We start from the raw sequence: 13,736 nt of genomic DNA, 5'->3' as shown, positions 1-13,736 counted from the left end.
GCTCAGTAACGCGGGCCCTTCGGTGACGCAGGCAGTGCGCTGTCAGACCGCGTGGCGTCCCGTCAGTTCGCCCAGCGGCAGCGTGTGCTGGGTCTGGAGGACCTTCGCGCGCAGGTAACGGACGTTGTGTGCGGTGGTGAAGACACCCGTGGGCACGCGGTCGCGGACGGCGATGCCGAGGTCGCGCAACTGGCCCGCCTTGTCGGGGTTGTTGGAGAGCAGGTCCAGGGTAGAGACGCCCAGGGCCTGGAGCATCTGCGCCGCCGCCGTGTAGTCGCGGGCGTCCTCGGGCAGGCCCAGCGCGGTGTTGGCGGCGTAGGTGTCGAGGCCCTGGTCCTGGAGGGCGTACGCGTCGAGCTTGTTGTAGAGACCGATGCCGCGGCCTTCCTGGCGGAGGTAGAGCAGGACGCCGCCGCGGTCCGCGATGCGCTCGACCGCCTCGCGCAGCTGCGGGCCGCAGTCGCAGCGGGCGGAGCCGAAGACGTCGCCGGTCAGGCACTCGGAGTGGAGGCGGACCAGCGGGGTCGTGCCGGGGGCGGGGTCGCCGAGAACCATGGCCACGTGTTCCTGGCCGTCGGCCAGGCCGTGGAAGGTGACCAGCTCGGCGTCGACGCCATAGCCGTCGTGGAAGCGCAGCGGTACCCGGACGCGGGAGCGCGGGGTGGCGGCGGGGAAGTCGGGCATGCGGGTTCTCCCGGGTAGGGTCCGGTGGTGGCACATCTGCTTCAGATTTGAAGCAAGCAGATCTACGAGTACGGACCCTACCCCATGCTTTAAATTTGAAGCAACGGGTTTGCGGTGAGGGTCACTGGCAGGACGGGGACGAGCGGCGACGCCAAGGGACCTCGTCGGCAGCGGGGCGCTCCCCGTCGTCTCCCTGGAGGGCCCGGGTGATTCCCGTGCAGATCTCCTCCAGCTGGCCCACCTGCTCCTCGGAGAGGTGGTCGAAGAGGGAGGCGCGGACTGTCTCGACGTGTCCCGGCGCCGCCTCTTCCAGGACCGCCATGCCCTCGTCGGTGAGAATGGCGAGGCTGCCACGCTTGTCCCAGCGGCAGCTCTCCCGCCGTACCAGACCGTCCTTCTCCAGCCGTGTCACCCCGTACGTCAGCCGGCTGCGCGTGATCTTCAGCTGCTCGGCGAGGTCGGTCATACGCAGGCTGCGTTCCGGGGTCTCGGAGAGGGTGGCCAGGATGGAGTAGTACAGGTGGGGCATGTCGGCGTCCTGCTGGAGCTGCCGGTCGAGCGCGTCCTCCAGGAGGTGCGTCGCGGCGACGTACGCGCGCCAGGCGCGCTGCTCCTTCGGGGTGAGCCAGCGAGTCGTCATGCAGCCAGTGTAGGTTTGTTTCAAACTTGAACCAAGCAGCCCTGTTGAAACGCCTGATTCTCCTCCGAGAGGGACCGCGCCGATGCCCCACCCGTACGTCCTCCTCTCCGCCGCCGTCTCCCTCGACGGCTACCTGGACGACACCGGCCCCGAGCGCCTGCTGCTGTCCAGCCCGGCCGACTTCGACCGGGTCGACGCGGTACGGGCGTCCGTCGACGCGATCCTGGTCGGCGCGGGGACCATCCGTGCCGACAATCCGCGGCTGCTGGTCAACTCGCCGGAGCGGCGGGCGGCCCGGGTGGCCGAGGGCAAGCCGGAGTACCCCCTCAAGGTCACGGTCAGCGGCTCCGGGGACCTGGACCCGGCGGCGAAGTTCTGGCACACGGGCGGGGAGAAGATCGTCTATACGACGGAGAAGGGCGCGGAGCGGGCACGGGCCCTGGGCGTGGGTCTGGCCGCCGATATCGCCCCCCTGGGCGCCGAACTCGACTGGCGGCAGCTCCTCACGCACCTGCACGACGTCCGCGGGGTCCGCCGCCTGATGGTCGAAGGCGGCGGACGGATCCACACCCAGCTGCTGAGGCAGGGGCTCGCGGATGAGCTCCAGCTGGTGCTGGCGCCGCTGTTCGTGGGGGACCCGGAGGCGCCCCGGCTGTTCGGGCCGGGGCCCTACCAGGGCGGGCGGCTGCGGCTGGTGGAGACGCGGGCGGTCGGTGACGTCGTGCTGATGCGGTACGAGCCCACGGCGCCCGGGGTGGGCGGGGCGGTGTCGGCCGCCGATCATCACTGGTTGCGGCTCGCGTGCGAGCTGGCGGAGCTGTGTCCGCCGTCGGCGACCGCGTTCAGTGTGGGGGCGGTGGTGGTGGCGGCCGACGGTACGGAGCTGGCGCGGGGGTACTCCCGGGAGGGTGACTCCGTCGTGCACGCGGAGGAGGCGGCGCTGGGGAAGGTCGAGCCGGGTGATCCTCGCCTGGCGTCCGCGACGGTGTACAGCAGCCTGGAGCCGTGCGCGCGGCGGGCGTCCCGGCCGGTGCCGTGTGCTCGGCTGATTCTGGAGGCGGGGGTGCGGCGGGTGGTGACGGCTTGGCGGGAGCCGGACACGTTCGTGGCGGGGGCCGATGGGAGTGGGGTGCTGGTGGGCGGGGGTGCGGAGGTGGTCGTACTGCCGGAATGCGAGGGGCCGGCGAAGGCGCCGAATCGGCATCTGCTGGGCTGAGGGGGACGCCCACGCGACCCCGAAGGAAACCGTGGCGACTCGGGTCCTTCGCATGGCGTACACTAGTGATTACCGACGCGGGGTGGAGCAGCTCGGTAGCTCGCTGGGCTCATAACCCAGAGGTCGCAGGTTCAAATCCTGTCCCCGCTACTGAAGGCCGAGGGCCGGAATCCGAAAGGGTTCCGGCCCTCGGTTTTTTCGTGCGCTCCGCGATCGTTCTGTGATCCTGAAACCGTTGTCACGGATGGTGATCAGGTGACCCCTCTCCGCATAACAACTGACACACCGTCAATACCTGTGTGACACCTGAGGCATGGCCAACTCGCCCGTTTTTCGCCGGTCATGGGCCGTAAGTCCAGGGCGAAAACGTTAATGATCAAGCGGAACAGCTTGGAAACGAGCCCCCGGGTCTATTAACGTTCGATAACGCAGCGCGGTCGTCCCAGCCGTCACAAGAGGCGGCTCCGTGCGCACGCGCCGAATCCCGCAAGGGAACCGGGGAACCACCACTTGGGGTGAATCGCGTGGATGCCACCGTGAAATCACGGCAGGTATACGCGCGTAGGAGACCTTCCTGCTCCGAACCCGTCAGCTAACCCGGTAGGCGAGAAGGAAGGAAAGGAGTGCGCCCCACGTGGCGTCCAACCGGCCTGCCCCAGAAGCCCCGTTCGAGCCGAGCCAGCGCGAGAGCGAGACCTTCGGCTACGGCGACTACCGCACCGACGAGGGCCCCTGGACGGAGTGGAATCCCACAGAGGAGTCCATCCGACCCATACGCGGCCGGCACCGTGTCGCCAAGCAGCGCGGCGGACTCGCCCGCAGCTCCACCGTCCTCGGCGTCGGCGTCATAGCCGCCGTCGGCGCGGGCGGCATGGCCAGCGCGCAGACCGGCAAGCCGCCGGTGTCCATCTCCATGCCCGACCTCCCCAACGTGGGTTCCCTGATATCGGACGACGAAGCCCCCGAAGGCTCCGCGACCGCGCTCAGCAGCGTCGGTGTGGCCTCCGCCGACACCGAGCAGGGGACCTCGGGCGCCGGGGAGGCGCTGCGCTCCCGGATCCTGGCCCAGGCCGAGCAGCAGCAGGACCAGGTCGAGAGCAAGGCCGCCGCCGAGGCCGCGGCCGCCGCCGAGAAGGCCGCCGCCGAAGCGGTCGCCAAGGCGGAGAAGGAGGCCGAGGCCAAGGCCGCCGCGGCGAAGGAGAAGGCGGAGGAGGCGGCCAGGCAGAAGGCCGAGGCCGAGCGCCTCGCCGAGCTGGCCAGGCAGTTCACGCTGCCGACGTCCTCGTACACCATCACCTCCACCTTCGGTCAGTCCGGCGCCTACTGGTCCTCCGGCCAGCACACCGGCCTCGACTTCGCCGCGCCCACGGGCACGCTGATCAAGGCGGTGCACAGCGGCACGATCACCCAGGCCGGCTACGAGGGGTCGTACGGCTACAAGACGGTGCTCACCCTCGACGACGGTACGGAGATCTGGTACGCCCACCAGTCGTCGATCAGCGTCAGCGTCGGCCAGAAGGTCAACACGGGCGATGTCATCGGCCGCGTGGGCGCCACGGGCAACGTGACCGGCGCGCACCTCCACCTGGAGGTCCACCCGGGCGGGGCCGACAACGGGATCGACCCGATGGCCTGGCTGCGCAGCAAGGGCCTCAACCCCTGACATCCGGTCAGCCCGGTTGATTTACGCGGTTTTTGCGAGCGCCTCTGGAATGAGGCGCTCCGCCGTGGTCGTTGATCTACAGCATGACTTCCCTTCGTAAGCTCGGTAACTCTGACCTCGAAGTCTTCCCGCTCTCCCTCGGCGGCAACGTCTTCGGCTGGACCGCCGACGAGGCGGCCTCCTTCGCCGTGCTCGACGCGTACACGGCCGCGGGCGGCAACTTCGTCGATACGGCCGACTCGTACTCGGCGTGGGTCGACGGCAACGAGGGCGGCGAGTCCGAGACCGTCCTCGGCAAGTGGGTCAAGGCCCGCGGCAACCGCGCGGACGTGGTGATCGCGACCAAGGTGAGCCAGCACCCCGAGTACCGGGGCCTGTCCGCCGCCAACATCAAGGCCGCCGCCGACGCCTCGCTGCGCCGCCTCGACACCGACTACATCGACCTCTACTACACCCACTTCGACCAGCCGGACGTGCCGGTCGAGGAGATCATCGGCGCGCTCGACGAGCTGGTGCGGTCGGGCAAGGTGCGCCACATCGCCGCGTCCAACATCTCCGCCGAGCGGCTGGAGGCGTCCCTCGCCTTCTCCGACCGCGAAGGCCTGGCGCGGTACGTGGCCCTCCAGCCCCACTACAACCTGGTCTCGCGGGACCCCTACGAGAGCGACCTGCGGGACCTCGCCGAGCGCGCCGGCCTGGCCGCCGTCCCGTACTACGCGCTCGCCTCCGGCTTCCTCACCGGCAAGTACCGCCCCGGTACGACGGTCGACAGCCCACGGGCCGAGGGCGCCGGCAAGTACCTCGAGACCGAGCGCGGCCAAAAGGTCCTCGCCGCCCTCGACGAGATCGCCCAGGCCCACGACGTTCCGGTCGCCACGGTGGCCCTGGCGTGGCTGGCCGCCCAGCCGACGGTGGCGGCCCCGATCGCTTCCGCGCGGACGGTGGAACAGCTGCCCGCGCTGGTGGGGGTGGCGGACCTGAACCTGACGGAGACCGAGATCGCCCGCTTGACGGAGGCGTCGGCCTGATTCTCGGGCGGCCTGATTCCCGGGCGGGCGGGTTCTACTGGGCGGCTCGAGCTTCGGGTGGCCGCCTCCGGCCGCCCCCGGCCGCCCTCCGCACTCGGCCGCCTCTCTCCGCCGCGACGGCGTTCAGCCGCGACGGCGGGAGCCGGCGGTGCCGTGGTTCGCCGCAGCCTTCGGTGATCGGTCAGGTCCGATACGGGTTGTAGGCCGGATACGGCACCGCCGGGGACGCCGGGGACGCCGGATACCCGTACCCGTACACCCCGTACACCGGCCACGGCGGCGCGGTCACCGCCACCGGCGGGGCCGTCACCCGTGCCGCGTGGTCCAGGGCGGGACGCGCCACCTCCCGGCGCCGCCACAGCTCGTGCAGCAACTCCCGTTCCCGTACGACGAAGTCGGCGCCCGCGCGGCCACGGCGCCCCCGACGCCGTAGGAACGCCAGCGAGGTCGCGTACGCCTCGTACTGCGCCACCGCCCGTGCCGCCGGCCGGCCGGCGTGGTGCCGGGCGTAGTCGCGGGCCAGCTGCCGGGCCCGCATCGAGCCGAGCGCGTACGGCTCGGCCGGGGTCAGCCAGCCCGCCACGGTGTACGCGGGCAGTTCCTCCCGTACGGTCTTCAGCTCGCGCTGCCGGGTCCAGATGACCAGCCAGGTCAGCAGCCCGAACGTAGGCACCATGAGGGCCGCGTAGACGGCGAAGAAGCCGTACTCGCCGAACGTCGACGAGCCGTTCCAGATCGCGTGCATGCCCATCGCGAGCAGCAGCCCGGACACCGGGAGCAGGACCCGCCTCACAGGCTGGCGGTCGCCCGACAGCGCGGCGATGCCGAAGCCGATGCCGGAGAGGACGGTGAAGAGCGGGTGCGCGAACGGCGACATGATGATCCGCACGAAGAAGGTCGCCGCGGTGACGGAGACGATCCCGCTGTCGCCGGTGAGCTGGTCGGTGCCGAAGGCGGTACCGAGGTAGAGGATGTTCTCGGTGAACGCGAAGCCGGTGGCGGTGACCCCGGCTATCACCACCCCGTCGACGATGCCGGTGAAGTCCCGGCGCCGGAAGAGGAAGACGAGCAGGACGGCGGCCGCCTTCGCGCACTCCTCCACGACGGGCGCTATGACGGTCGCCCCGATGGTGTCCGCGCTGGAGGGGTCGGCGGTCGCCGTCGCTATCCATCTGGTGGCGAAGCTGTTGGCGACGATCGCGATCAGCGCCGCCGCGCAGGCGCCCCAGGCGAAGGCGAACAGCAGATTCCGCCAGGGGCCGGGCTCCACCCGGTCCAGCCACCGGAAGGCGGCTATGAGCAGCGGCACCGGCAGCACCGCGAGCCCGAGCCCCACCAGGAAACCCTCGGTGCCGGTCTGTTCGCGGACGAGGGCGAGGATGACGAGCCCGGAGAGCGTGAGGAGGGTGATCAGCGCGCCGTAACGCACCCACCTCTTCTGCCACCAGTGCGCGTGCCGCAGTGCGCCGCCGGCGGGATCACTGGGGTGCGTCGGGTACGGGGGACAGGTGGCCACGGCATTGACCCTAACGAGGCAGTGGCGCCGCCGCAGGAGCGTGAGGCGGCTCAGGCGCCGGTGGGGGGATGGTCTTCGAGCCGGCTTTCGTGCGGGCTTTCCGGCCGGTTCTACTGCCGGTTCTGATGCCGGTTCTCTTGTCGGCTCTCTTGCTGGTCCTCGTGCTGTACGCGGCGGAAGAGCAGGTCGTTCACGACATGTCCCTTGTCCAGTCCCTGCCCCTCGAAACGGGTCAGCGGCCGGAAGGCCGGACGTGGCGCGAAACCGCCGCCCGGCTGCGTGTTCTCGAAGTCGGGGTGCGCCGTGAGCACCTCGATCATCTGCTCCGCGTACGGCTCCCAGTCGGTCGCGCAGTGCACGAGCGCACCCGGCCTGAGCCGAGTCGCGGCGAGCGTGAGGAACTCCGGCTGGATCAGCCGCCGCTTGTGGTGCCGCTTCTTCGGCCAGGGGTCGGGGAAGTACACGCGCAGGCCGTCGAGGGCGTCGGGCCTGAGCATCTCGCGCAGCAGGATGATCGCGTCCCCGTTGGCCACGCGGATGTTGGACAGCCTGTTCGTGTCGGCGAGACCGAGCAGATTGCCCTGCCCCGGGGTGTGCACGTCCACGGCGAGGATGTTGGTGTCCGGATCGGCGGCGGCCATCCGGGCCGTGGCCTCTCCCATCCCGAACCCGATCTCGAGCACGACGGGATTGCCGTTCCCGAACAGCTCACCGAGATCGATGACGCGCTGCCCGTCGATGTCGAGCCCCCACTTGGGCCACAACCGCTGCAACGCGTCCGCCTGCCCGGCCGTCACCCGACTCCGCCGCGGCTGAAAACTCCGAATCCGCCGCTCGAAGTGCGACCCGGCGGGATCGGCCTGGGGGCCGTCCGGGAAACGGGGCTCGCCCTTGGCCCGGACGTGGGGGGCGGAGGGGGTTTCGGGGGTGTGGAGGTAGTCAGACACAGTGAGGTCGATTTTAGTAGGGGCACCCGGCCTTCGGTGGGGCCGACGGAGTCGGCCCGGGGTGTGGTTCACCTCTCGAACCTCCGACACCCGCCCCTCACACCGTGCCCAGACACCCGCCCCTCACACCGCGCCCAGACACCCGCCCCTCACACCGCGCCCAGCACCGCCAACGCCCGCCGAGCCACCTCCCGCCCGATCGGCAGCGAAGCCGTCGCCGCAGGTGAAGGCGCGTTCAGCACATGCACCGCCCGCTCCCCCTCCCGAATCAGAAAGTCGTCCACCAACGTCCCGTCCCGCAACACCGCCTGCGCCCGCACCCCCGCCGCGGCCGGCACCAGATCCCCCTCCTCGACCCCGGGCAGCAACCTCCGCACCGCCCCGACGAACGCCCCCTTCGACACCGACCGCCGCAGCTCCCCCGCCCCGTACCGCCAGTGCCGCCGAGCGATCCGCCACGCCCCCGGCCACGCCAGCGTCACCCCCAGCTCCCGCGGCCGCACCACACCCCACCCGTATCCCTCCCGCGCCAGCGCCGGCACCGCGTTCGGCCCGACGTGCACGCCCCCGTCGATCCCGCGCGTGAGATGCACCCCGAGGAACGGAAACGCCGGATCCGGCACCGGATACACCAGCCCCCGCACCAGCTCGGGCCGCGCCAGCGAGTAGTACTCCCCCCGGAACGGCACGATCCGCATCCCCGGCTCGTCCCCGGTCATCCGAGCGATCTCGTCGCAGTACAGCCCGGCACAGTTCACGAGCACGCGCGCGCGTACGACGTCCCCGCCCCCGGTGAGCACGGCGACCCCGAGCCCCGCCCGCCGGTCGATCCGCACCACCTCCGCCCCGTACCGGATCTCCGCCCCCGAAGCCACGCCCAGCTGCCGGGCGACCCCCACGAAGTCGCACACCCCGGTCGTCCCGACGTGTATGGCCGCCGGCCCCCGCACCTCCGGCTCGTACTCCGCGATCTGGGCCGCGCCCAGCTCCCGTACCGCAATCCCGTTCTCCCGCCCGCGCTGCACCAGCGCGTGCAGTCGCGGCAGCTCCTCCCGCTGTGTCGCGACGATCAGCTTGCCGGTGACGGCGTGCGGGATGTCGTACTCCGCGCAGAACTTGATCATCTCGGCGGCGCCCTTCACGGCATACCGCGCCTTGAGCGAGCCGGGCCGGTAGTAGATCCCGCTGTGGATCACCCCGCTGTTGCGCCCCGTCTGGTGCCGGGCCGGCCCCCGCTCCTTCTCCAGCACCGTCACCCGCGTGCCCGGCGCGGCCCGCGTGATCGCATACGCGGTGGCCAGCCCCACGATCCCACCACCGACCACGAGCACGTCACAGTCGTACGAGACCCCCGACACCCGCGACGCCACCTGCACCACCTCCCACCTCGATAGTGCACTGCGCCACTGACAGCCCTTTCAAACGCGGAGCCAGGCAGACGCGTCCCGACCCCGCGCCCCAAGCGGAGCGCTTACGCGGGAGTCACCAGCAACGGCCGAGCCCGCTCCCGCAGCTCCACCACCCGCGGTTCATCCCCGTACGGCTCCAGCCGGTGCAGCAGATCCTTCACATACTCGGTGGTACGCGCGGACGAGATGCGCCCCGCGACCTCCACCGCCCGCACCCCCTGCTCGCATGCCGCATCGAGATTGCCGGACTCCAGCTCGGCGACGGCCGACACGACGAGTCGCAGCCCGTGCGAGCGTACGAACTCCTCCGTCGGCTTCGACAGCGCCTGCTCGGTGAACCGGCGCACCTGGCGAGGTGCCTTCAGATCGCGGTAGCACTCCGCGGCGTCCGCGGCGAAACGGTCGTAGGAGTAGAAGCCGAGCCAGGACGGGTCGTTGTCGCCCTCGCGGGCCCGCTCCAGCCAGCCCTCGGCCGCCTTCAGGGCCGCGCCGGCCGCCTGGGCGTCATTCGCGCGCGCGTGTGCGCGTGCCTCGACCAGGCGGAAGAAGCTCATGGTGCGGGCGGTCGCCAGGCCCCGGTTGCGTTCCAGGGCGGCCTGGGCGAGGTCGACGCCCTCGTCGCCGAAGCCGCGGTAGGTCGCCTGGAGGGACATGGAGGCCAGGACGTACCCGCCGAGGGGGACGTCGGCCGCCGCGCGCGCGAGGCGCAGCGCCTGGATGTAGTACCGCTGTGCGGCCTCCTGCTGGCCGGTGTCGAAGGCCATCCACCCGGCGAGGCGGGTCAGCTCGGCCGAGGCGCCGAACAACGCCCGGCCCACCTCGTCCGAGTACGAGCCGAGCAGCAGCGGTGCCGCCTCCACTCTCAGGCACTCGGGGACCATGGACGAACGCCAGTCGCCGCCTCCGTACTTGGAGTCCCAGCGCCTGGCGTCCTCGGCTGCCTCCCGCAGCTTCTGCACATCACTGTGGCCGACTTTGAGCGGTGCGCCGGAGCCCTCGGCGGGGTTCACCTCGCGCGCGACCGAGCTGTCGGCCGGGGTTATCAGCCACCGAGAGGCAGGCGTTGCGTATGCGCTCACGGCGAACGAACCGGCCAGGGACTGCCAGATGCCGCCGGAGCCGGCGCGGCGTCCGGCGAGGTCGAGTCGGTACAGCTCCGTCGCCGACTTCACCGCCTGTCCGACGTCTCTGGGGAAGGCGAGGCCCACTTCCGGTGCGGGATCCGCGTCCGCCAGGCCGATCTCGTGGAGCGGCACCGGGCGGCCGAGCTTCTGGCCGATCGCGGCGGCGATGAGGTGCGGTGCGGCGCCCTGCGGCACCATGCCCTTGGAGACCCAGCGGGCCACCGAGGTCTTGTCGTAGCGAAGAGTCAACCCGCGTTGAGCGCCAAGATCGTTGACGCGTCGCGCGAGTCCTGCGTTGCTGATTCCCGCGAGGGCGAGAACGGCGCCGAGTTTTTCGTTCGGCCCGCGTTGCTCCCTGGACATTGCGCCACCCCTCGACACAGACGGCTGCCGCGCTGGCATAACCACGCGGCATTCGTAAACCCAGCGTAGTTCGCCGCATCCCAAGCGTTAAGGGGCATTCTTCCGGATGGCGGGATTGTGGTCCGTACTGAAGTGCGGCTCAGACACAGGGAGTTGCGGCGTGCTCCCGCTGTGTGGCCGTGCGCCCGTCCGTGCGCTCTTCTCCGGCCACCGGGGAAGCGGTTCCATGGCTCGTGCGTGGGTCGGCCCGCTGTACTGGATCCAGTGGGCTGGGGGATGCCGCCGCCTCCATCCCCGCGGGCGGCGGACCGGCCCGGGGGGCGAACTGACGTCTCCCGGGCTGACGCGTCGCCGAGTGGTGGGTGGAGCCTGTACGGAGCGTGTGCGGAGCGTGGGTCAAGGCCGCTCCGGCTACGCCGATTTGGCCGAAAATCGACCCCTCCTTGTCAAGGGCATCAGCCCTTCTACCACGGCACTTGAGGGCGCGTTCGGTGTTTTTGGGGAGCGTATCGGGGGCGCATTCGCGTCGCAGTCGCCCTGCCGGTCTCTCTCGATCATCCTCCCCTCCACCCTCGATCTCCTTGCCTCGCCCGGGTGTTCGACACGAGGAGGGAGCGGTGGGGGAGTATCCGCCGGGGCGCATTCCCGGGAGCACAAGCGGCTCCGCTGCCCCTCCGGTGCGCGTCCTTCATGGCAGCATGGTGACCGGTTCGAACGGTGCACTGGTTGTCCACAGCCTGTGGAGGCGTCGATGCGGTGGTTGGTGGGATGGAGCAGCACCGCCGCGGGCGCCCCCGCGATCGGCTCGGCGGGGGCGACCGGGCACGACGGTGAGACCCTGCACCCGGTGGGCTCCCAACTGCTGTGGGGCGATCCCGACCCCCTGTGGGCGGTCGGCGACTGGCGCCCCGACGAAGTGCGGGTGGTGAAGGCCGACGCACAGACCCGGATCGCCGTCCTCGGCATCTGCGGCGCCTCCGACGAGGAGCTGCGGGTCGGGCTGTTCGCCGCGCGCGGGGGCGCACTTCGGCATCTGACGGCCTGGCCGGGAAGTTACACGGCCGTCGTCCAGGTGGGCCGCCGGATCACCGTCTGCGGCGATCTCTCCGGCGCCCGCCCGGTGTTCTACACCCCCTGGGCCCAGGGCACGGCCTACGCCACGGCCGCGCTGCCCCTCGCCGACCTCATCGAGGCCAACCTCGACTTCGGGCACCTCGCCGCGCTGCTCGCCGCCCCCGACGTGCCGGCCGCGCTGCACGACTCCACCCCCTACGACGGCGTACGGCGCATTCCGCCGGGGCACGCGCTGATCCTGCGCACCGGGGCCCGCGAGATCGCCGGGTACGAGCCGGTCGCCTCGCTGGCGGTGGCGGCGCCCTCCGCCGACCCCGACCGGGCGGTCGACGCGGTGCGCGACGCGCTGGTCGACGCGGTCCGGGCCCGGCTGTCGGCCCCTCGGCACGTCCCCGGCGCCGACATCGACCCCGGGCCGGTCCCCGGCATGGGCCCGGCCGAACGCCGTGCCGCGCGCGGGATGCCGGTTCCGGGCATCGGGGCGGACCTCTCCGGCGGCCCGGCCTCCGCCACCCTGGCCCTGCTCGCCGCCGGCCTCCCGGGCATGCCGGGCACGGTCCTGGGACACGGCACGGGCGCGGGGGAGCGGCTGCTGGCGGTCACCTTCAACGACCTGGTGGTCGGCGGCCGGGAGGCCGAGGTGGAACGGGCCGGGACACTCGCGGCCAACCCCCGCCTGCACCACGTGGTGGTGGCCGGCGGCGAGGAGACACTCCCGTACGCCGACCTGGACGGCCCGCTGACCGACGAACCCGGCCCGTCCCTGGTGACAGCGGCCCGCCACCGCGCGCGGCTCGCCTCAGGCAGCGCGGACCACTTCACCGGTTACGGCGCCCGCCAGGTCCTGGACGCACACCCGGCCCGCCTGGCGGACCTGCTGATGGACCGCAAACGCCGCCACCTCGTACGCCCGGTCGCCGCCCTGGCGCGAGAGGACGGCTCGGTGCTGGTGCCCGCGCGCGTGTACAGCGCCGCCCGGCGCCTGTCCCGCACCCCGTACCGCAGCGGCCTCGAAGTCCTCGCCGACCGCCTCATGCAGCGCCGCTTCGACGAGCCCGGAGGCGCCGTGGGGGCCTCCCTCGCCGCGCTCACCTGGGCCAGACCCGGCCCCGCCGCACGCTGGCTGACCGGCGAGGCACTCGCTGAAGTATCGGTTCGCCTCCAGGGGGCCACCCACCGCTCCGGGGTCGGCCCCGGCCAACGCCCCGGCGACTTCCGCGCGCGGGCGGCCCTGGCCCGGCACGCGGCGGACCTGCGCGTGCTGGAGCAGGCCGCCGAGATCCGCTTCCAGCGCCTGCACACGCCGTTCCTCGACAACCAGGTCGTCCGCGCCTGCCGCGCCCTGCCGGAGGCGCTGCGGGTCAAGCCGGGCGCACGGGCGGCGATCCTCCGCACGGTCCTGGAGGGCGCCGGCGTCGCCGACCTCCCGCCCGGCTGGGGCGCCCCGTCCCACGCGTCCTCGGCAGCCGCCGCCCGCACGGGCCTACGGGTGGCCGCCGACTCCCTGATCGACCTCTTCGGCACGCCGCTGCTCGCGCAGGCGGGCCTGGTGGAGGCCCGAGTGGTCCGCAAGGCCCTCCGCGCGGCGGCAGAGGGCGAACCCCTGCCCCTGGACGGCCTGGCGGACCTGGTCTCCCTGGAACTGTGGCTGGGCCGCCTCCTGGCCCGCAGAGGCACCTGCTGGACAGGAACACCGGCCCGCCAGCGGGCGGTACCGGCGGGAATCAGACCCCAGAGGGGGGCACTGGCTTCTGGGGGAGGGAACGCGTTCGCTTGAGGGGCGGGGTCGCCTCTCGGTGGTCCGAGTGGGGTGGTGGGGTGGGCGAAGGTCCGGGGGTGGCGGGCGGAGCCCCCAGGGAGTGGCCTCTCGACGGTCCGAGTTGTCGGGGGCGGGGCCCTCAGGGGGTCGCCTCTCGGTGGTCCGAGTTGGGTCGTGGGGGGGGGGTGCCCCTATCTGTTTCGTCAACCCCGGGGGGTCGGCTTGTAGGGGTTGATCGTGGTTTTCGGGAACGTCCCGCGAAGCGGGATGTTCCTGGCGGATCGGGTGGCTGATGGGCATCCCGGTGGCCGGC

10 protein-coding genes, 1 tRNA gene and 1 riboswitch are annotated in these 13,736 nt (G+C 71.8%); of the genes, 5 read left to right on the top strand and 6 right to left on the bottom strand.

Features of this window, described 5'->3' with window-relative positions:
- Positions 1-42 precede the first annotated feature (42 nt).
- Both ribA and Q4V64_RS24480 read right to left on the bottom strand, forming a co-directional pair.
- Complete coding sequence (gene ribA, locus Q4V64_RS24485; protein ID WP_124440966.1) at positions 43-684, bottom strand: GTP cyclohydrolase II; 642 nt, start codon at positions 682-684, stop codon at positions 43-45.
- A gap of 121 nt (positions 685-805) precedes the next feature.
- Positions 806-1,324 (bottom strand): MarR family transcriptional regulator, encoded by a 519-nt coding sequence (locus tag Q4V64_RS24480; protein WP_124440967.1) that lies wholly within the window; start codon positions 1,322-1,324, stop codon positions 806-808.
- An 82-nt stretch (positions 1,325-1,406) separates the two neighbouring features.
- On the opposite strand from Q4V64_RS24480, the gene Q4V64_RS24475 reads away from it, so the two are divergent.
- The 4 genes from Q4V64_RS24475 (at position 1,407) to Q4V64_RS24460 (ending at position 5,231) form a co-directional block, all read left to right on the top strand.
- The gene (locus Q4V64_RS24475) at positions 1,407-2,540 is read left to right on the top strand and encodes a dihydrofolate reductase family protein (protein ID WP_124440968.1); all 1,134 of its coding nucleotides are present in this window, start codon (positions 1,407-1,409) and stop codon (positions 2,538-2,540) included.
- Between the two features lie 76 nt (positions 2,541-2,616).
- Positions 2,617-2,690, top strand: a tRNA-Met gene (locus Q4V64_RS24470).
- A 315-nt stretch (positions 2,691-3,005) separates the two neighbouring features.
- Positions 3,006-3,162: riboswitch (cyclic di-AMP (ydaO/yuaA leader) on the top strand.
- 12 nt (positions 3,163-3,174) lie between these two features.
- Entirely contained in the window at positions 3,175-4,203 is a 1,029-nt protein-coding gene (locus Q4V64_RS24465) for a M23 family metallopeptidase (RefSeq protein ID WP_124440969.1), read from the top strand.
- A gap of 83 nt (positions 4,204-4,286) precedes the next feature.
- Positions 4,287-5,231, top strand: coding sequence for an aldo/keto reductase (locus Q4V64_RS24460; protein ID WP_124440970.1), 945 nt, complete (start codon positions 4,287-4,289; stop codon positions 5,229-5,231).
- Between the two features lie 181 nt (positions 5,232-5,412).
- Here the strand turns inward: Q4V64_RS24460 and Q4V64_RS24455 are convergent, their stop codons facing one another.
- The 4 genes from Q4V64_RS24455 to Q4V64_RS24440 all read right to left on the bottom strand — a co-directional run bounded on the left by Q4V64_RS24455 (position 5,413) and on the right by Q4V64_RS24440 (position 10,590).
- Complete coding sequence (locus Q4V64_RS24455; protein WP_124440971.1) at positions 5,413-6,747, bottom strand: PrsW family intramembrane metalloprotease; 1,335 nt, start codon at positions 6,745-6,747, stop codon at positions 5,413-5,415.
- A gap of 110 nt (positions 6,748-6,857) precedes the next feature.
- Entirely contained in the window at positions 6,858-7,694 is an 837-nt protein-coding gene (gene trmB, locus Q4V64_RS24450; protein WP_124440972.1) for a tRNA (guanosine(46)-N7)-methyltransferase TrmB, read from the bottom strand.
- Positions 7,695-7,843: 149 nt separating this feature from the next.
- A complete protein-coding gene (gene lhgO, locus Q4V64_RS24445) occupies positions 7,844-9,073 on the bottom strand; it encodes an L-2-hydroxyglutarate oxidase (protein ID WP_253267039.1) in 1,230 nt (409 codons plus the stop codon).
- 92 nt (positions 9,074-9,165) lie between these two features.
- On the bottom strand, positions 9,166-10,590 hold the full coding sequence (locus Q4V64_RS24440; RefSeq protein WP_124440973.1) for an MFS transporter: 1,425 nt from the start codon (positions 10,588-10,590) through the stop codon (positions 9,166-9,168).
- 751 nt (positions 10,591-11,341) lie between these two features.
- Between Q4V64_RS24440 and Q4V64_RS24435 the strand changes: the two genes are divergently transcribed.
- Positions 11,342-13,441 (top strand): asparagine synthase-related protein, encoded by a 2,100-nt coding sequence (locus Q4V64_RS24435; protein ID WP_124440974.1) that lies wholly within the window; start codon positions 11,342-11,344, stop codon positions 13,439-13,441.
- The last annotated feature ends 295 nt before the right edge of the window (positions 13,442-13,736 follow it).

Source organism: Streptomyces sp. NL15-2K (assembly GCF_030551255.1).
In the GTDB taxonomy this organism is placed as follows: domain Bacteria; phylum Actinomycetota; class Actinomycetes; order Streptomycetales; family Streptomycetaceae; genus Streptomyces.
Note: the sequence above shows the minus strand (reverse complement) of the source record. Positions and strands in the feature narration are given on the sequence as shown.

Bases quoted from the DNA above. Each gene is read 5' to 3' on its own strand.
- ribA (WP_124440966.1), bottom strand. From the start codon at position 684: ATGCCCGACTTCCCCGCCGCCACCCCGCGCTCCCGCGTCCGGGTACCG.
- Q4V64_RS24480 (WP_124440967.1), bottom strand. From the start codon at position 1,324: ATGACGACTCGCTGGCTCACCCCGAAGGAGCAGCGCGCCTGGCGCGCG.
- Q4V64_RS24475 (WP_124440968.1), top strand. From the start codon at position 1,407: ATGCCCCACCCGTACGTCCTCCTCTCCGCCGCCGTCTCCCTCGACGGC.
- Q4V64_RS24460 (WP_124440970.1), top strand. From the start codon at position 4,287: ATGACTTCCCTTCGTAAGCTCGGTAACTCTGACCTCGAAGTCTTCCCG.
- Q4V64_RS24440 (WP_124440973.1), bottom strand. From the start codon at position 10,590: ATGTCCAGGGAGCAACGCGGGCCGAACGAAAAACTCGGCGCCGTTCTC.
- Q4V64_RS24435 (WP_124440974.1), top strand. From the start codon at position 11,342: ATGCGGTGGTTGGTGGGATGGAGCAGCACCGCCGCGGGCGCCCCCGCG.